Genomic DNA, 17,795 nt, shown 5'->3' on the forward strand with positions numbered 1-17,795 from the left:
CGCTCAAGCAAACCCATTGAGCACACCGGGATTTTTTCCTGCCGTATCGGCGGTTGAAATCCTTCTGATTTACACATAACGACTGCCTTGCGCGGGTTAGTGTTGGCGCTATCCATTCGGCAGTTTCAATCCAGCGCTGCCTCAAAAAGGGCAGCTGAGAATTTTATGCTTAAGAATAACCTTCAGGGTTTATGGAAATTTCGACTGCCGTTGTTGGGCATATTCAGTATCGCGACTGCTCTTGTGCTGGCTTTTGCCTGGACAGGAGGATTCTTAGGCACCGGCGTTACCACAAAAGAGTTTCTGGGTGAGTCCCTGGATAATTTTCCACCAGGCTATCGACGGGCCCACGGTAAGGGTATGTGTTTCAGTGGGACTTTTCATGCGAGCGGCGCGGCCGTCCCTCTGTCGACCTCACGTATTTTTCTACCGGCCAACATTCCCGCCGTCGGGCGTTTTTCAATCGGCACCGTGGACCCGCATGCGGCGGACAATTCGACGTCGACCGTCAGCATGGCACTTATGCTGGTAGGCGACGATAAGTCACAGTGGCGAATGAAGCTTAACAACGACCCCTATTTCGCGACTCGGGATGCGGAGGGTTTCCTGGCGCAGGTTGAAGCCTTTGAACCGGTGGCGGCCACTGGACAACCATCCCCGGACAAGGTGGCCGCGTTTTTTCAAAAATATCCAGAGGCTCGCAAGTCTGTAGAGCGAGAGGCGAATGCGACTTGGCCGGCCAGTTTTGCAGGAACCGAATATAATTCCATCAACGCCTTCGTACTTATTGCAGCGGATGGAAAACGTCAACCTGTGCGCTGGTCCATGCGCCCTCGTGCGGCTGTAGAGATGTTGAGCAAAGAGGCTCATGCGCAAGCCAGTCATGACTTCCTGTTTGATGAAATAACTCAGCGTGTGGGTGTAGCACCCTTGTATTGGGATCTGGTATTCCAACTGGCCGAGGCAGAGGATCCGGTGAACGATCCTTCTCAACCATGGCCGAGCAACCGCAAGGAGGTCATCGCTGGGACGTTAGAGGTCAACCATGTGGTAGAGCAAACTCATGGGGCATGTCGTGACATTAACTTTGACCCTACGCTTGTACCTTCAGGAATAGCACTTTCAGACGATCCAGTGCTTGCAGCCCGTGCGGGTATTTACTCCCAGTCCTATAACGCCAGATTACGAGAAATCGGTTTTGGTAAAGCCACTGACGCGGTTGGCCAAAAGGAAATCAAATAATGCATACCCAGCAGAAGCACACCGGTGTGCAAAGTTTCAACTTCGCGGCACGGCTTCTCCATTGGCTCATGGCTGTCCTTATCCTGGCTATGCTATTTATAGGTGTAGGCATGATGTCTTCTCTGAGCCTGCGTCCCTGGCTCATTGATCTTCATAGGCCTCTGGGAATCGCCATTCTTCTTTTGGCTATCCTGCGTCTAGGCAATCGGCTTTTAAGCACCACGCCGCCATTGCCTGCCAGCGTACCATACTGGCAGGCAATGGCGGCGCATGTTTCGCATCTATTGCTCTACTTGCTGATGCTCTGCCTGCCACTGCTCGGTTGGGCCACGCTCTCTGCCGGAAATTGGCCTGTCACCATGTTCGCGGGCTGGAACCTTCCACCCATTGCTCCTGTCAGCTCCGCGCTTTACGCTTGGTTTCGGGCCGCACATGGGTTATTCGCCTGGGTTCTGTTTCTGCTTGTGTTAGGACATCTTTGCGCAGCGCTGATACATGCTTGGATATACCGCGACGGCGTCTTTTCCAGCATCACGCGTAAGGCTCGTGGTAAATAAATGACGCACATCAACATGGCCACGATCGATCTGAATCTTCTCAGGACTTTTGTGGCTATTTGGGAATACCGCAGCCTGACAATCGCGGCCGAACGCCTGCACCTCAGCCAGCCCGCCGTCAGTCACGCACTGCGTCGACTACGCGATGTGTTTGACGATCCGCTGTTCGTACGAACAGCAACGTCGATGGAGCCGACTGACGCAGCTATTCGCCTGCACGGCCCCATTGAACATGCGCTGATTATTATTCAAAGCGCATTAATGATGTTTTCGAACTTTGAACCGAAAACAGCGGATCGTACTTTTCGCATCTCCATGTCGGATATGTCGCAACTTTATGTGCTACCGACGGTGATGGAAGTGCTAGCGCGCGAGGCGCCGAAAGTACGCCTGGATGTGCGTCAAATGCCTATAGAGCAACTGGCTATGGCATTGCGCAAAGGTGATGTAGATATCGCGATAGGCTATCTGGTAGAACTTGGTGAAGAGTGCATCCACGAAAACTTGCTAGACGACGAATTCATTTGTCTGTTGCGCGACGGCCATCCTTTTCAGGAAGATGAATTGAGCGTTCAGGACATACTCGCCCTGCGCTATGTTGACGTTTCGAGCAATATTACCGGCCATGGCGTAACCGCCGATGCAGCATTCGGAAAGGCCGGCATTGCGCGCGAAATCGCTCTGAAAGTGCCTAACTTCACGATTGCCCCGAAAATCGTTGCCAACACTGATCTGGCATTGATTCTGCCGCGTGCCATTGCCATGCAGCTAAACCACGACCAGCGCTATCGGCTGCTGAGTCTGCCCATCGAATTGCCACCTATCTCGGTGGGACTTTATTGCCATAGCCGTTTCCTATCGGATGCCGGGATAACCTGGCTGCGCGGGTTAATCATTAGTCTATTTGCCTCCGGCAGCCATACTGGAGTTCATATCAAATGAGGCGTGCGAGCATTCTTTATAAACCCTGTAACCCACGAATGGGGAACTGCAATTATTCAGGATGCCGACGTCTGTACGTTGACGGCTGCAGCCCGCCCCAGACGGTGAAAGTTTCTCCCAAAGTAAATCAGGCTCTCCCCCTCTTCACGGACCTGAATTTGGTTAATTTCTACAAATAATACCGAATGCGATCCGACTTCCTTGATATCTACTATGTTTCCTTCGAGGCTTGCTAGGGCGTCGTTCAACACCGGTAGGCCCGAGGAGCCTGTCCGCCAATCCTGGCCGGCAAAACGTTCAGCAGGCGGCAGGTCGGTCATACCAGCAAACTGTCGCGCAACACCCTCCAGATCACCGGTCAGTATATTTACGCACAACGCCCTGTTGCCCAGCAACGCTTCATGAATTGAACTGTTACGGTTGATGCAAACCAATAATGTTGGGGGCGTATCAGTGACCGAACAGACCGCACTCGCAGTTAATCCGAAGCGACCATGGGGGCCATCGGTAGTAATGATATTCACCGCCGCAGACAACAATGACAGCGCTTGCCGAAAATGTTGTTTTGATTGATCGCTAACCATAACCTTCACCTTTTAATTATTGACTTGGTGAATCCATGTTGAGAGGGATTGTTCATTCGGTCAAATTCGCTTTACTCATACGCACTATTGACAGCAGGAATAGCCATCGCCCTTAAACGCCCTCCCCTTTAGAGGCGCATGGCACGACAGTTAATTCCCACGGATTATTTAGCTTATTCATATTTCGAATTTGATTTTTTCTTATCCGCCCACGCATCCTGAACGTGAATGCAATCACACCAGCCAGAGAACAATAAATATGAACAGCAAAAATAACTTCGATGCCCCTGACACACTTGATGGCGCTCCAATCAGCATCAAGGCAATTTCCCTGGATGATGTAATTGCGGAGATTGCCGAGCGTCGCAGCGAGTTTAACCAACGCTCCCATGTCCCTTTAGACATGATCGAAAAAATGAAAGCAGTGGGTATCTTCCGCGCCAGTACTCCCAAATGTTTCGGTGGCGATGCGCTGCCTCCAGCCGAGTTCCTGCGCATCGTAGAGCGGGTTTCCGAAGCCGACGGTTCGGTCGGTTGGGTGACCGCGTTCGGCTCAGCCAACATCTACCTGGCGGCACTCCCCCCGGCAACCCAAGCGTTGATTTATGCCAACGGGCCAGACCAGGTCTATGCTGGCGGCCTTTACCCTCTACAACCCGCCAAAGAGACTGAAAATGGCTGGGAAGTCAGCGGGCACTGGCGGTTCGCTAGTGGGTGCAAAGGTGCCAACTGGATTGGTGTAGGCATCGGCGGCACATCGGCCAACGGTGGAGGACCGGCGGCAGGCAAACCGCTGACCGCAGTGTTCCCGGCAGGCGAAGTGCAGATCGTCGATAACTGGAATGTTGTCGGTATGCAAGGGACGGGTAGCCATGACCTCAAATTGCACAAAAAAAACGTCGAGCGCGAGTGGACATTCGTGCGTGGTAGCGCTTCAACCATTGACGAACCCCTCTATCGTTACCCATCCGTGGCCTACCAAGCGCAGGTCCACGCCGCCGTTAACCTTGGGTTGGCACGAGCGGCACTTGACATGGTGATCGCGATGTCGGGCAGCACCAAGACTGTCACCGGTGCCCCACGCTTGGGCGATCGGGCTTATTACCGCAGCGAACTGGGTAAGGCAGAGGCGATGCTGCGCAGCTCACAGGCTTTTTTCTACGAAACCGCCGAAATTGTATGGGCATCGCTTTTGGCCGGTAATCCAGTGACTTTGCATCAGGCAAACTTATTGCGCCTCAGCGCCACCCATGCTGCTCATACCTGCGCGGATGTAGTCATGAAGGCTTATCGGCTGGCTGGCACCACGGCCATTTTCACCGACAATCGCCTGCAATGGATCGTACGCGACTCCATGGTAGTCACACAGCATGCTTTCCTCGGCGAAGCGACTTATGACGGCGCCGGCGCGGTGTTCGCCGGCATCGAACTGAACATGCCCTATCCTTGAACGCCAATCTGCACAGCAACTTCTGCCAAGCTGCTTCAGCCTCCGAAACTGATTGTGCACGAGAAATACTCAACCTCGTTGGCGTGTATCTACCCAAATAACGAAGATGCCATTCAGGTCGTTTGGGTTGGAGATTGTCGTCATCGAGTTGCGTCGCGCCAACATCACTCTTTTATGAAAGTCGGACAGTGGGCCCTATCTGTTTTAATCCGAGACACACAGCGTTTTTCGCTCAAGTACGTCATCTAATGACCGATAAAAGTTGATGCGCGGGACCCTACGCCGATGCTCATTGGGAGCACATTCCTCGCTCTAGGAAAACCATGACAATAAGAACAATGAACATTGCTCCACGCGCATTTCTCGGGTTCTCCCTGATAGGCGCGCTCATGTTGATTCTCGGCCTCTTCGCCCTGTCGCAGATGAGCAAAATCCGAGCAGCCGGCGACGACATCGCAATAAATGGCGTCCCTAGCTTTCAGACCCTGAACGCTCTCACGGTGACGGGCGTCCGTATGCGGGTGTTGTCGTATCGCCTGTTGACTGATCGCGAACCGAATGCTCAGAACAGGACCATCGAATTACTTGCGGAACAAAACCAACAACTTAACAAGTCGCAGGCAGCATACGCCAAACTGATTTCATCCCCTAAAGAGCAGTCCGACTACAACGACTATATGCGGCTGATGGATGAATATCGGAAGATCGAAACGCGACTTGTCACCCTCAGTCGGGCCGGCAATCTGCAAGAGCTGACGCGCCTGTTAAACACCGACTCTGCTGCCAACGCTGAACAGATAAATGTGGCGTTGAGCAAGCTTACTGACTTCAATAACACCCAGTTGGCTATCATCAATCAATCCGCTGCTGACCAGTACAGTTCTGCGTTCAACTGGGTTGTCGGCCTCCTGATTATTGCCTCGCTGCTGACCATGCTGTTTGCCTGGCTGCTGACCAAGAGCATCACCCAACCGATAGCGTTGGCACTTGAAGCTGCTGAAACCATCGCCGAAGGTAATCTGACCCGCCCGATCAACGTCGACGGCACTGACGAAGCGGGCCGGTTGCTGCTCGCCATGCAAAAGATGCAGGAGAAACTGCGCGATACCTTGATGCGTATTTCGGGATCCGCAACACAACTGGCTTCCGCTGCAGAGGAGCTGAACGCAGTAACCGATGAGAGCGCCCGCGGTCTGGCGCAGCAGGATAACGAAATAGAGCAAGCTGCGACTGCAGTCAACGAAATGACCAGCGCCGTCGAAGAAGTGGCGCGTAATGCAGTGAGCACTTCCGAGGCATCAAAAAACGCGACGGCGTCAGCAGGCGATGGCCGGGATCTGGTTCAGGAAACCGTCAACGCTATCGAACGCATGAGCGGCGATGTGCAAAGCACCGCTGATCTTATCGGTAATCTGGCGGAAGAATCCCGCGACATCGGCAAGGTTCTGGACGTGATTCGTGGCTTGGCGGATCAGACCAACCTGCTGGCGCTGAACGCAGCCATCGAAGCGGCCCGGGCCGGTGAAGCCGGTCGCGGCTTTGCGGTGGTTGCCGATGAAGTGCGCGCTTTGGCCCATCGCACCCAACAGTCCACCAGCGAAATTGAACGCATGGTTGGCAGCATTCAAGGCGGCACCGAAAAAGCGGTCGGTTCAATGCGTAACAGCACTGACCGTGCTGAATCGACCCTGAACATTGCGAAAGGCGCAGGCTTGGCGCTGGATACCATCAACGCTGCGGTTATCGAGATCAACGAACGAAACCTGGTCATCGCCTCCGCTGCGGAAGAACAGGCTGCAGTCGCCCGAGAAGTGGACCGCAACCTGGTCAACATCCGCGACCTGTCGACGCAATCTTCAAACGGCGCCGCCCAGACCAGCGCCGCCAGCGGCGAGTTGACCCGCCTGGCGGTTGACCTGAACAACATGGTTTCGAGGTTTAGCTTGTAAGAGGTATCGGAGGCCATCTGTCAGAGCGAGGCTTGTCCGCTACTGCGATGACGAGGTCTGCCTGATATACCAAGGAGCCTGGTTCGCAGGCAGGACTCGCTCTCACAGGGTTCAATTTGAACCCTGATCCCGCCCAAAGTTACGGCCCTTGGCGCTAAGTATCCTGTTGGCGCATGGGCCAGCAGTGGCGCTGGATAATGGCGCCATATCGTCCTCTGTGTTGTCTCCAAATTACCCCGCCTACAGGCCCATCGGCATTTGTTTCTGGCTCAGTTGAACGCCCTTCGGTTGCTCCCCTCTCCTGCCCTGCGCGGCGCGCTGGCCGGTGCTTGCTGACCACTGAAACAAGAACAACTTGACCTTCCCTCCGGATTCTCGTTAACCTCGCGCCGTCAGCCTACCTTCCGGTAGGAAGCTAATCGTGAGTTTGTTATGGAAAAGAGTCACTCCGGCAGTCCTTCGCTGAAATTTGCCATTGCCTTGGGCGCCATCGCCGCACTGGGGCCCTCAGCCGTCGATATGTATTTGCCAAGCCTGCCCGAAATGGCGGTCGATTATTCGACCAGTGTTGCCAGCATTCAGCTGACGCTCACGGTCTTTTTGTTGGCAATGGGGCTTGGGCAATTACTATTCGGGCCGGTTGTCGACGCCTTGGGCCGTCGACGTCCACTGATGGCAGGCTTGTTACTATTCAGCTTGAGTGCGCTGGCTGCAGGCGCGGCCCCGACCCTTGAATGGCTACTCTTAGCACGATTTGCCCAGGGGATAGGCAGTGCTTTGACGTTGGTAGTCATCATGAGCATGGTGCGTGACGTCACTCAGGGCGTTCAGGCAGCAAAACTTTTTGGCCTGCTGCTGACCATTCAAGGTGTTGCTCCCATCATCGCCCCGGGGTTGGGTGGTTACATTGAGGCGCATTTCGGATGGCGGGCCGTCATGCTGGTACTGGCTGTTCTTGGTGCGCTGGTGGCGGTGAATTCGATGGCTGTTTTGCCTGAAACACTACCCGTGCAAAAGCGCGAGCCATTGAATATGAAACGGGCGATCGGCACGTACGCGCGGATCGCAAAAGAAGGTCGCTTTCTACGGCCCACCTTAGCGCTGTCAGCCGTGTTCTTCTTTCTCTTTGCCTATGTAGGCGGCGCTACATTTGTTTATCAGAAGGAATACGGGTTGCCTGCTGCCCAGTTTGGTACGCTGTTTGGCGCAACCGGCATAGCGATTCTAATCGGGGCCGTCGTGGCTGCCAGACTGGTGGGCAAGTACGGTTTGGCGCGCATGGCAACGGCTGGAGCTTTTTGCATCTTTGCAGGTTCTGTCATGGCCTACGGCGCAGCAGTATCTGGTTTTAGTTTGTACTGGCTGGCCGCCGGCGTCGCGATAGCACTGCTTGGATTGGGGATTGCAGAAACCTCATTGATGACGCTAGTGATGTCTTCGCAAACCACTGCCCTGGGTTCAACGGCTGCATTGCTCGGCGCGTTTCAGCTTGGCATCTCGGCCTTCGCCACACCGTTGACCGGTTGGGCGAGCAGCCATGGCGCCATTGCCTGGTGCGCATTCCTGATAGTCTGCGCCGTTATGGTGGGTGCGCTGACCTGGGTCAGTGTGCGCGAAGGCAGGGCCGAGCACATCACCGCGTTAAATCACTGAATTAAAAGGTCATCCCGATGAAAGTGCTGAGCCCTTCGGCAAGCAGAATCTGTGATATCGCTCTGGTGCATTTCGCTGAGCGGGGATACGACGCCTCGTCGCTCAATGAAATCGCTGTCGTGGCAGGTATGCGCAAGCCGTCGTTATACGCGCACTTCAAGAGCAAGGATGATCTGTTCAACGCCGTGCTGAATCTGGCGCTGGCGACGGAGAGGCACTATATCGAAGAGATGTTTGCAAGCGTCCCGGCGAATGATGACGAGCCCGGCAAGCTGTACACGGACAATCTTTCAAACCGCTACGAGTCTTCCGCTGCTCTGCGTTTCCTGCTGCGCACGGCATTCTTTCCGCCTTCGGAGCTGAAGGCATCGGTCACGACGGGCTTTGAAGCCTATCTTGATCTCTTGCGTGAACGTTTTGGAGCAGGCCTTGAGAACAGGTATCCAGCACTGTCGGCGAACGAGATTTCGATGTTCCAGGATGCTTATATCGGTGTTATCGACAGCCTTCATGTCGAGTTGATTTACTGTAGTGAAGGCACTTACCGTCGGCGTCTTGCCGCTTTATGGCGCATTCTTGGTGATTCGCTGTCTCTGGCTGTGGGGAAAGGGGCACATGGATAACTCAACCATTTAAACTGTGCAAAACTATTGCTCCCTTGCTGCCTCCCGTACGGGCTTAGTCCTTTTGTAGAAGGTTTCCTCGTCGCAGGCTTTCCGGTCGCGGTAGGGATGGCAGTTACCTGCCATCCCCCGCACAGATCCGTACGTGCGGAACTACCGCATACAGATGCTACTTGAGCGCGAAACAAGCAAGGGCCGCATTGTTCATCTGGAAGAAGAAAATGCGCTGCTAAGCCAGCGCTTGTTCGGACGCAAGTCCGAGCAAACAGCCGATCTGGCCACGCCGCAGTTGGCGCTCTTCAATGAAGCGGAAAGTGTCTTCGAAGCTATCGATGAAACCGCTGAAGAAGAGGTTGTCGCCCCCGCCAAACGCCGTGGCAAGCGCAAGCCACTGCCTGCCGATCTACCGCGCATCGAGGTTATCCACGAACTACCCGAGCATGAACTGACTTGCGTCTGCGGCTGCCGCAAACACGCCATCGGCGAGGAAGTTAGCGAGCAGCTTGAAATCGTGCCGATGCAAATTCGCGCCATCAAACATGTCCGCAAAATCTACGGTTGCCGCGACTGCGAGACCGCACCGGTCACCGCAGACAAGCCAGCGCAATTGATTGAAAAGAGCATGGCCAGCCCCAGTGTTCTGGCGATGCTGCTGACGACCAAATATGTAGACGGCTTACCGTTGCACCGTTTTGAAAAAGTGCTGGGTCGCCACGGTATTGATATCTCGCGCCAGACCTTGGCTCGCTGGGTGATCCAATGCGGCGAGCACTTTCAGCCGCTGCTGAATTTAATGCGCGACAGTTTGCTGGCCAGTCGCGTTATCCACTGCGATGAAACCCGGGTGCAGGTGTTGAAAGAGCCCGACCGCGAGGCAAGCAGCCAGTCGTGGATGTGGGTGCAAACCGGCGGCCCACCTGATAAGCCGGTTATCCTTTTTGACTACTCCACCAGCCGAGCGCAGGAGGTGCCTACGCGCCTGCTCGATGGCTATCGTGGCTACGTAATGACCGATGATTACGCCGGTTACAACGCACTGGGCGCCCAAGCTGGAGTTGAGCGCTTAGGATGCTGGGCCCATGCTCGTCGCAAATTCGTTGAAGCACAGAAGGTGCAGCCCAAAGGTAGCCTGAAGTTGAGTGCCGATAGGCCCAAGGTACGACACACCAGCCTCTTACTCAGATCGATGTCAAATCATGGAGTCTCTAGCTGATTTGAGAGCTTCCAAAAGACGTCCCAAGATCCTATTGCGCCGCCTATCGCCAAGGCTTCCTGCGTCTGTGCAAGCCGTACAGAATCCAGCTGCCAATCCGGAACCCGCAACCCACGATTACCCAGACTGATAGCTAACAACCGCCCCGCCTTGATTTCCCGACTCACCTGCTCCCTCGATATCCCCGCCAACCGCGCAAAATCCGGCACCGTCAAATTAGTCGGCGCCTCGTACGCCGCCAGCATTGCAAGACGCTCACGCTGTATATCCGAAACCACCGACTCATCTGTCACCACCGCACCCTTCTCGTGCGCTGCAGGACGTGAAGCATCACCCTCAGCACCAGAGGACGCCATAACCCGTTTCGGCGCACTAACGACGTCATAGACCAACGAAGTGCTAGCTCCACCCTCCACCGTCAGTAGCGGGGCCGTTCCTTCCAACCGAATCGTCAGCCGCGAACACGCAGCCTCATGCTTGCCCTGTGCCCAGAGTTCCAAGCGATTCGCCCAATCCTGCATCATGGACCGGCGCTGCTCGATGTATCTGGCGTGATTGTAGGTGGCACTGACCTGGTCCGGATCCGCATGGGAAAGCTGCGCATCAATCCAGTTTTTGGGGTACCCGATCTCGTGCAGCGCAGTGGAAATCGTCGCACGCATGCCGTGGCCGGTGAGCTGGTCGGCGTAGCCCATTCGGTGCAGGGCATTGTTGAGTGTGTTCTCGCTGATCCGCAGTTTTAGGTTGCTGCGATGTGAGAACAGAAACTTCTGCGCGGGCACGACTTGGTCAAGCAGGTAGCGGACGATTTCGATTGCCTGGACTGAAAGCGGAACGATATAAGGCGGGATTTCTCCAGCCGGTTTATTGCGCTTGCGCATCTTGAGCTGGAGCTGTTTGACGACTTCCGGCGGGATGACCCATAGCTGCTTATCCAGGTCGAACTGATCAGGCGTGGCGTAACGTAACTCGCCTGTGCGAACACCCGTCAGCAGAAGCAGGCGCAAGCCCAGTTTGGTTTGAAGGTGGCCGCCGTATTGTCGGATCGCCTTCAGCAGGTCGGGCAGTTGCTCCATCAGCAGGTAGGGGTTGTTCGCCACCGGTGGCTTGGGCAGCGCGACGATGTCCAGGTCTGAGGCGGGATTGAGTTCCATGCCTTCAACTTTTACCAGGGCATAGCGGAACAGCTGGTTGAACCAGGTTCGGCATTTTTCGGCCATGGTGAAGGCTTTGCGTTGTTCGATGGCGCTGAGGATCGCCAGCAGGTCGTGGCGGGTGATAGTTTTGATGGGACGCTCAGCCAGGGTCGGCAGAATGTCTTTTTTGAAGACTCTGAGGATTTGCGAGAGGGTGGTTTGGCGGCCTTCTTTCAGGCTCAGGCGGCGGAAGTTGATCCAGTCGTTGTAGACCGCTTGGAAGGTGTGCTTTTCTTCAGCCTCGACCTCGCGGCGCTGTTGCTTACGGTGCTCGCACGGGTTGATGTTTTGGGCCAGTAACTTGCGCGCTTCATCGCGATATTCACGCGCTTGTTTCAGGCTGACTGCGGGGTAGCAGCCGAAGGACATTTTGACTTGCTGACCCGCCCAGTAAAAACGGAACAACCATCGCTTTTTGCCGTTGACAGGCACCATGAGGGACAGACCGTCAAAGTCGCCGAGGGTGTAGGTTTTATCTGTAGGTCGGGCGTGCCGAATTGCCATATCTGATAGAGGCATGGTGAGCTCCAGTTAAAGAGTCAGCACCCGATGCTCGTCTGGCGACCTGAGAGGATCCAGCAACAATACGATTTTGAGTCTTTCCGGAAAAGGTACTCAAAAAGGTACTTAAACGTACTGGATTACCCTGGTTTTCAGTGGTTTTCCGCAGAAACGAAAAAAGACGCCGAAGCGTCTATTTCGCTATCCTCAGCGCCCTATGGACATCTGTGGATCAATATTTGGAGCGGGAAACGAGACTCGAACTCGCGACCCCGACCTTGGCAAGGTCGTGCTCTACCAACTGAGCTATTCCCGCTTGGTGATGCGCATTCTATAGAATCCTCAGCACCCGTCAACCCCTTGATTCAAAAAAGTTTTATTTCTTTTCAACCGTGGTTCGCAGATGAGGCCAGGCAGCACGCAGATATTGCAGCATGGACCACAGGGTCAGGCCGGCGGCGATGAGCAGCAAGGCGTAGCCGGTGAGTACCCAGAATGTGAAGTCCGACGGGTTGGCCAGCAGGATGACCAGCGCGAGCATTTGCGCGGCGGTTTTCCATTTGCCCATGTTGGAGACGGCGACGTGGGCGCGGGCGCCGATTTCGGCCATCCACTCGCGCAGGGCCGAGACGACGATCTCGCGGCCGATGATCACGGCGGCTGGCAGGGTCAGCCACAGGTTGCCGTGTTCCTGTACCAGCAGGACCAGGGCAACGGCCACCATGAGTTTGTCGGCCACAGGGTCGAGGAACGCGCCGAAGGGCGTGCTCTGTTCCAGGCGGCGTGCCAGGTAGCCGTCGAGCCAGTCGGTGGCGGCTGCGAAGGCGAATACCGAGCTGGAGGCGAGGTAGCTCCATTCATACGGCAAATAGAACAACAGAATGAAAATCGGGATAAGCAGGACGCGTAGAACGGTAATCAGATTAGGGATATTCATCGGCACAACTGGCTACGAGGTGAGAAGGCATTCTATTCGCTGTGCAGGTTTGCATAAATCAGCTCAGCGAGCTTTTTACTGATACCGGGTGCTTTGGCTATCTCGTCAATGCTGGCACGGGACAGCTCCTGCAAGCCACCAAAATGTTTAAGCAAGTCGCGACGTCGCGTCGGGCCGACCCCCGCAACCCCTTCCAGGGTTGAGGTTCGCCGGGTTTTGCCACGCCGGGCGCGGTGGCCGGTAATAGCGAAACGGTGCGCTTCGTCGCGGATCTGTTGAATCAGGTGCAGTGCAGGTGAGTCGCCCTTCAAAGTGAACTCATGGGCGGCATCATTCAAGTACAACGTTTCAAAACCGGCCTTGCGCGTGGTGCCCTTGGCTACGCCGAGCAGGATCAGGTCGGGCACCGCCAGTTCGTTGAGTACGTCACGGGCCATGGACAACTGGCCCTTGCCGCCATCTACCAGCAGGATATCGGGCAACTTGCCCTCCCCGTCCTTCAACTTGCTGAAACGCCGCGTGAGTGCCTGGTGCATGGCGGCATAGTCATCGCCTGCGGTAACGCCTTCGATGTTGTAGCGTCGATAATCGGATTTGATCGGCCCTTCCGGCCCGAATACCACGCACGAGGCCACTGTGGCCTCGCCGCTGGAGTGGCTGATGTCGTAGCACTCCAGGCGCTGGGGCGGCTCGTCCAGGTTGAGCACCTCGGCCAGGGCGTCGAAGCGCGCAGCGACGTGCTGTCGGTTCGCCAGCCGCGCCCCCAGGGCCTGTTCGGCGTTGGTCACGGCCAGTTGCTGCCAGCGGGCACGGGTGCCGCGTACGCGGTGGCTGATGTCCAGCTCGCGGCCGCGCAGCTCGTGGATCGCTTCGATCAAGGTGGGAAAGTCTTCATGCACCACGTTGACGATCAGCTCCGACGGCAGGTCGCGCTCAGGGCTGCTGACGTAATAGTGGCCAAGGAACGCAGCCATGACTTCTGCCACGTCTTCGTCGATACCGGTCTGCGGGAAGAAATTCTTGCTGCCCAGCACCCGCCCGCCACGCACGCTGATCAGGTGCACACAGGCGCCGCCCGGGTTGACGAACGCGGCAATCACGTCGACGTCACCGGTGCCGCCTTCCATACTTTGCTGGTCCTGGACACGGCGCAGCAGGGAGATCTGGTCGCGCAGTTCGGCAGCCTTTTCGAAATCCAGGGTGCTGGCGGCCTGCTCCATGGCTCCAGAGAGCTCATCAGTGAGCGCATTGCTGCGCCCTTCGAGGAACATCACCGAATGGCGCACATCCTCGGCGTACTCCGCAGGTTCCACCAGGCCCACACAGGGCGCCTTGCAGCGCTTGATCTGGTATTGCAGGCACGGCCGTGTGCGATTCTTGTAGAAGCTGTCTTCGCACTGGCGCACAAAAAAGGTTTTTTGCAGCAGGCTCAGGCTTTCACGAATCGCCCCGGCGCTGGGGTAAGGCCCGAAGTACTTGCCCTTCTGCTTTTTTGCCCCGCGGTGAATGCTCAGGCGCGGAAAGTTGCCGTCCGATAAAAATACGTAAGGGTAGGATTTATCGTCACGTAGCAGGATGTTGTAAGGCGGCCGCCATTCCTTGATCAGCGTCTGCTCAAGCAGCAGCGCTTCGGTTTCATTGGCGGTGATGGTGGTTTCGACCTGGGCGATACGCGCCACCAGGGCGGCGGTTTTCGGCGCAAGGCCGGTCTTGCGAAAGTAGCTCGCCAGACGGTTCTTCAGGTTCTTGGCTTTGCCCACGTAAAGCAGGCGCGCCTCGCTGTCGAACATGCGGTACACGCCGGGGCGGCCACTGCAGGTGGAGAGAAAGGCACTGGGATCAAACGGTGTGGTCATGTCAGGCGCTGGCGTCCACCATGCCGTGGCGCACTGCGAGCAGGGTCAATTCAACATCACTGCTGATAGCAAGCTTCTCGAAGATACGATAACGGTAGGTATTGACGGTCTTGGGCGACAGGCACAGCTTGTCAGAGATGGTCTGCACCTTCTGGCAACCGACGATCATCAGGGCGATCTGGATTTCCCGCTCCGACAACGCATCAAACGGCGAATCGCTGGTGGGCTGGAACGATTTGATCGCCAATTGCTGGGCAATCTGCGGGCTGATGTAGCGCTGGCCAGCAAATACCAGGCGAATGGCCTGCACCATCTCGGCCAGGCCTGCGCCCTTGGTGAGGTAACCGGCGGCACCGGCTTGCAGCAAACGGGTGGGGAACGGGTCTTCCTCACACACCGTGACCACCACGACCTTGATATCCGGATGGCTGCGCAATAGCTTGGTCGTGGCACCAAGACCGCCAATCCCAGGCATCTTGACGTCCATCAGTACCACATCGGGCTTCAACTCCCGGGCCTTGATCAGGGATTCCTCCCCCGACTCCGCCTGGCCGACTACTTGCAGGCCGTCGATGTCAGCCAGCATTCGTGTAATGCCTGTACGAACGAGATCATGGTCATCGACTACTAGCACCCTAATCAAGCAGACACCTCGCGATATGGTCTTATAGGTTGCTGAACACCTTAGCAAAAAACCAAGGCGCAGACCTAGTTGCAAGTGTCATATATATAGAGATTCAACGCGTTGGGGCAGTTCGCCGGGTGACGAACAGCCCTGTTTCCTGGGTTAAAGGTCAGGATTCCTGGGGGGGCGGCTTGGCTTTTCCGTTCACCACGGATGAATGCTCGGCCAAGGTACTGGTCAAGCGACGGATTGCATCCTGGTCTTCCTTGAACATCGCTCGGTAGTTGCCCAGCACTTTTTCTTCGATCTTGCTCAGGTTATCCAGCTGGATCGGCGTTGGGCTGCCGGTCAACACGTACAGGATATCCACACCTTTTTCGGCGACACGAGACAAATAGTCGGCCTTGGGTGCACGACCACCGCTTTCATATTTGCCTTGGGCGTTCGCCTCAACGCCTCCAATTTCACCAAAAACTTTCTGCGACAGGCCAAGTCGCTCTCTTTCTTGCCTTAAGCGCGAACCGATTCCACTCATTTGGATGTATGATCCTAAATTGGCACACCCCAAGAGGTGTCACACCATTACTTCGTTAAACAAACTTGAACGGTTTTGAACTATGCCCGGAATCCGTACTGCTGCACAAGCCAAGGCCTGGCTGGAACATCAAGGAAAGTCAGTTCAAGCGTTCGCCCGGGAGCATGGCGTAGACCCGGCAACCACCTATCAAGTGCTCGCCGGGCGAAAAAAGGGACGGCGTGGAGAAGCCCATAAAGTGGCGGTACTTCTGGGCATGAAAGAGGGCGTTATCGTGGATGAGCCTGAAGTTCAATCCCACGATGAACAAAGCACTAGCTGACAGCAGTATGCGCTTATTTGTAGGACGTGCCTGTTTTAGTCCGATGTGAGTGCGCGACACTCACGCTCCATCCGCCAGAAGCCATCCTCTTCACCGACAATGCTCAACCCCAGGCGCTGATACAGCCTTCTTGCCGGGTTGGTCTTGAACACCGTCAAACGTAGAAAGCCCAGGCCCTCGACGCCTGCCTTAAGCACCATTTGCTCGAGCACCCATGTGCCCGCGCCCTGCTTGCGGCAGCATTCCAGCAGGTGCAGCTCGCGGATATACAGGGCCTTGCCGTCGCGGCTCAGGCTGATAAAGCCCATGACGCCGTCATCGTTGCAGATCAGCCAGTTCTCACGGCCCGCCCAGGCCACGTCGAAGCCGTCGTTGGACCACAACAAGCCGTTCTGACAGTAGTAATGGCTCATGGCCTCCTGGGTCAGGGTGCGGGCAAACGGCAGGTCTTGCTCAGTGGCCCGGCGCAAATGAAACCTCATTCAGAGAGCTACCACTTGGCCGGTCCATTGCCCGTTCTCGCGACGGGCGATCACCAGCGCGTCGCCGACACCGGGGGCGGCAACAAGCAAGTTGCCATCGGCGGTCCAAATTGCACTGCGACCGGCACAGGCCCAGCCTCCGGACGGCCCCCCGTGGTTAGCCATCAGTACCAACAGGCCATGCTCGGCCGCATAGCCTTCAAGCAAAGCACTGTCCGCCGCGTAGCCTCCCTCGCTGATCAGTACGCTTGCGGCATACACCGTGGCGCCCGCTGCCGCCGCTTGACGTGGATGGCTGGCCTGGGAAAAGTCCGCGCACACCGCCAATGCTATGCGGTCATCTCCGAATGCCAGGACCTCGCCGCCCTGCCCCGCAGCAAATGCCAGCTCTTCGCCGGGGTGCAGATGCTGCTTGGTGTAGACGCCTACCGAGCCATCCGCCCCCAGCACCAGCGCACCGATCAGCACGCCTGCTTGTGCCGCCAACCGCACCGGCATGCCCACCACGGCGGTCAACCGCAGCTCCCGCGCGAGCTCACGCAGGGGCGACAACACGGCGTCTTGCGGGTCGATGGCCAAGTCGGCCGCCAGGAACGGCTCGTAGCCCGTCAGTGACAGCTCCGGAAATAGCAGGCACTGCACGCCCTGTTCAACCGCGGCCCGCATCAACGCCAGGTGCCGCTGGATATTGGCAGCGACATCGCCCGGGATGGAAACGGTTTGCGCCGCAGCAAGGGTCAAGGCAGTCATGGTCGCGTCCTGGCAATCATTGTTTGAGAGCTGTCAGCATATCCACACTTGCCCCATAGCGGCATAGGTATCTACACAACACTGTAACGGTGGACGCTAACCACGATGCGAAGCGAGCCGCTCTTGATCTTGCTCTTGATCTGCTTTTGATCTTGAGCGCCCCGTTAAACCACGCTGGCCGGAATTCGACAGGGATTTGGGGGGTAAACCGGCAAGGATGCCGGTTTAGCCGCCCCGCGCCATGGATGGCGCGTGGCGGCGCCCCCCCAAATCACTGTCGGATTACGGGCACACCGAGCCCAAGCGAGGTGCCGAGTGGTGGGGCAAGAGCGCTTTGCTTACTTTCGCGCTTTTCGAAAGTGAGCCGCCGTCAGGGCG

At 56.4% G+C, this 17,795-nt stretch carries 16 protein-coding genes, 1 tRNA gene and 2 pseudogenes; 10 read left to right on the forward strand and 9 right to left on the reverse strand.

What is annotated here, in order from left to right; translation table 11 throughout:
* The first annotated feature begins 165 nt into the window (after nt 1-165).
* Genes HU731_RS27150 through HU731_RS27160 form a run of 3 tightly spaced genes read left to right on the forward strand, consistent with a single transcriptional unit; the run spans nt 166 to nt 2,741 of the window.
* A complete protein-coding gene (locus HU731_RS27150) occupies nt 166-1,242 on the forward strand; it encodes a catalase family peroxidase (protein ID WP_003232749.1) in 1,077 nt (358 codons plus the stop codon).
* Nucleotides 1,242-1,799 (forward strand): cytochrome b, encoded by a 558-nt coding sequence (locus HU731_RS27155; protein ID WP_003232751.1) that lies wholly within the window; start codon nt 1,242-1,244, stop codon nt 1,797-1,799. Before HU731_RS27150 ends, HU731_RS27155 begins: the two co-directional genes overlap by 1 nt.
* Nucleotides 1,800-2,741 carry a LysR family transcriptional regulator gene (locus HU731_RS27160; RefSeq protein WP_003232753.1) on the forward strand — a complete coding sequence of 314 codons (942 nt, stop codon included), beginning with the start codon at nt 1,800-1,802 and terminating at the stop codon, nt 2,739-2,741. It begins immediately after the preceding gene.
* Between the two features lie 56 nt (nt 2,742-2,797).
* Here HU731_RS27160 and HU731_RS27165 read toward each other — a convergent pair whose 3' ends face one another.
* Nucleotides 2,798-3,325: a flavin reductase gene (locus tag HU731_RS27165; RefSeq protein ID WP_003232755.1), complete on the reverse strand. Its 528-nt coding sequence runs from the start codon at nt 3,323-3,325 to the stop codon at nt 2,798-2,800.
* A 259-nt stretch (nt 3,326-3,584) separates the two neighbouring features.
* Between HU731_RS27165 and HU731_RS27170 the strand changes: the two genes are divergently transcribed.
* The 6 genes and pseudogenes from HU731_RS27170 to tnpC all read left to right on the forward strand — a co-directional run.
* Nucleotides 3,585-4,775, forward strand: a complete 1,191-nt coding sequence (locus tag HU731_RS27170) for an acyl-CoA dehydrogenase family protein (RefSeq protein WP_003232757.1) — start codon at nt 3,585-3,587, stop codon at nt 4,773-4,775.
* A 323-nt stretch (nt 4,776-5,098) separates the two neighbouring features.
* Entirely contained in the window at nt 5,099-6,724 is a 1,626-nt protein-coding gene (locus tag HU731_RS27175) for a methyl-accepting chemotaxis protein (RefSeq protein ID WP_003232759.1), read from the forward strand.
* Nucleotides 6,725-6,872: 148 nt separating this feature from the next.
* Nucleotides 6,873-6,998: pseudogene (locus HU731_RS28700) on the forward strand (TIGR03756 family integrating conjugative element protein); the annotation flags it as partial.
* Between the two features lie 158 nt (nt 6,999-7,156).
* Entirely contained in the window at nt 7,157-8,377 is a 1,221-nt protein-coding gene (locus tag HU731_RS27180) for a multidrug effflux MFS transporter (RefSeq protein ID WP_003232762.1), read from the forward strand.
* Nucleotides 8,378-8,394: 17 nt separating this feature from the next.
* Entirely contained in the window at nt 8,395-9,000 is a 606-nt protein-coding gene (locus HU731_RS27185; RefSeq protein ID WP_003232764.1) for a TetR/AcrR family transcriptional regulator, read from the forward strand.
* 166 nt (nt 9,001-9,166) lie between these two features.
* Nucleotides 9,167-10,126 (forward strand): annotated as a pseudogene (gene tnpC / locus HU731_RS27190) (IS66 family transposase); the annotation flags it as partial.
* A gap of 68 nt (nt 10,127-10,194) precedes the next feature.
* On the opposite strand, the gene HU731_RS27195 reads toward tnpC, so the two are convergent.
* The 6 genes from HU731_RS27195 to HU731_RS27220 form a co-directional block, all read right to left on the reverse strand.
* The gene (locus HU731_RS27195) at nt 10,195-11,928 is read right to left on the reverse strand and encodes a tyrosine-type recombinase/integrase (RefSeq protein WP_003232769.1); all 1,734 of its coding nucleotides are present in this window, start codon (nt 11,926-11,928) and stop codon (nt 10,195-10,197) included.
* Nucleotides 11,929-12,150: 222 nt separating this feature from the next.
* A tRNA-Gly gene (locus HU731_RS27200) sits at nt 12,151-12,226 on the reverse strand.
* A gap of 60 nt (nt 12,227-12,286) precedes the next feature.
* Nucleotides 12,287-12,847, reverse strand: coding sequence for a CDP-diacylglycerol--glycerol-3-phosphate 3-phosphatidyltransferase (gene pgsA, locus HU731_RS27205; protein ID WP_186606219.1), 561 nt, complete (start codon nt 12,845-12,847; stop codon nt 12,287-12,289).
* Nucleotides 12,848-12,879: 32 nt separating this feature from the next.
* Entirely contained in the window at nt 12,880-14,703 is a 1,824-nt protein-coding gene (gene uvrC, locus HU731_RS27210; RefSeq protein ID WP_186606218.1) for an excinuclease ABC subunit UvrC, read from the reverse strand.
* 1 nt (nt 14,704) lies between these two features.
* Nucleotides 14,705-15,346 carry a response regulator transcription factor GacA gene (gacA, locus tag HU731_RS27215; RefSeq protein WP_003190387.1) on the reverse strand — a complete coding sequence of 214 codons (642 nt, stop codon included), beginning with the start codon at nt 15,344-15,346 and terminating at the stop codon, nt 14,705-14,707.
* 151 nt (nt 15,347-15,497) lie between these two features.
* The gene (locus tag HU731_RS27220; protein WP_186606217.1) at nt 15,498-15,863 is read right to left on the reverse strand and encodes a helix-turn-helix domain-containing protein; all 366 of its coding nucleotides are present in this window, start codon (nt 15,861-15,863) and stop codon (nt 15,498-15,500) included.
* 82 nt (nt 15,864-15,945) lie between these two features.
* Here HU731_RS27220 and HU731_RS27225 point away from each other — a divergent pair, with 82 nt between their 5' ends.
* A complete protein-coding gene (locus tag HU731_RS27225; RefSeq protein ID WP_186606216.1) occupies nt 15,946-16,185 on the forward strand; it encodes a BcepMu_gp16 family phage-derived protein in 240 nt (79 codons plus the stop codon).
* Between the two features lie 35 nt (nt 16,186-16,220).
* Here the strand turns inward: HU731_RS27225 and HU731_RS27230 are convergent, their stop codons facing one another.
* Entirely contained in the window at nt 16,221-16,667 is a 447-nt protein-coding gene (locus HU731_RS27230; protein ID WP_186606215.1) for a GNAT family N-acetyltransferase, read from the reverse strand.
* Nucleotides 16,668-17,417, reverse strand: coding sequence for a carbon-nitrogen hydrolase family protein (locus HU731_RS27235; protein ID WP_186606214.1), 750 nt, complete (start codon nt 17,415-17,417; stop codon nt 16,668-16,670).
* Between the last annotated feature and the right edge of the window lie 378 nt (nt 17,418-17,795).

The organism is Pseudomonas salmasensis (genome assembly GCF_014268375.2).
Lineage (GTDB): Bacteria > Pseudomonadota > Gammaproteobacteria > Pseudomonadales > Pseudomonadaceae > Aquipseudomonas > Aquipseudomonas salmasensis.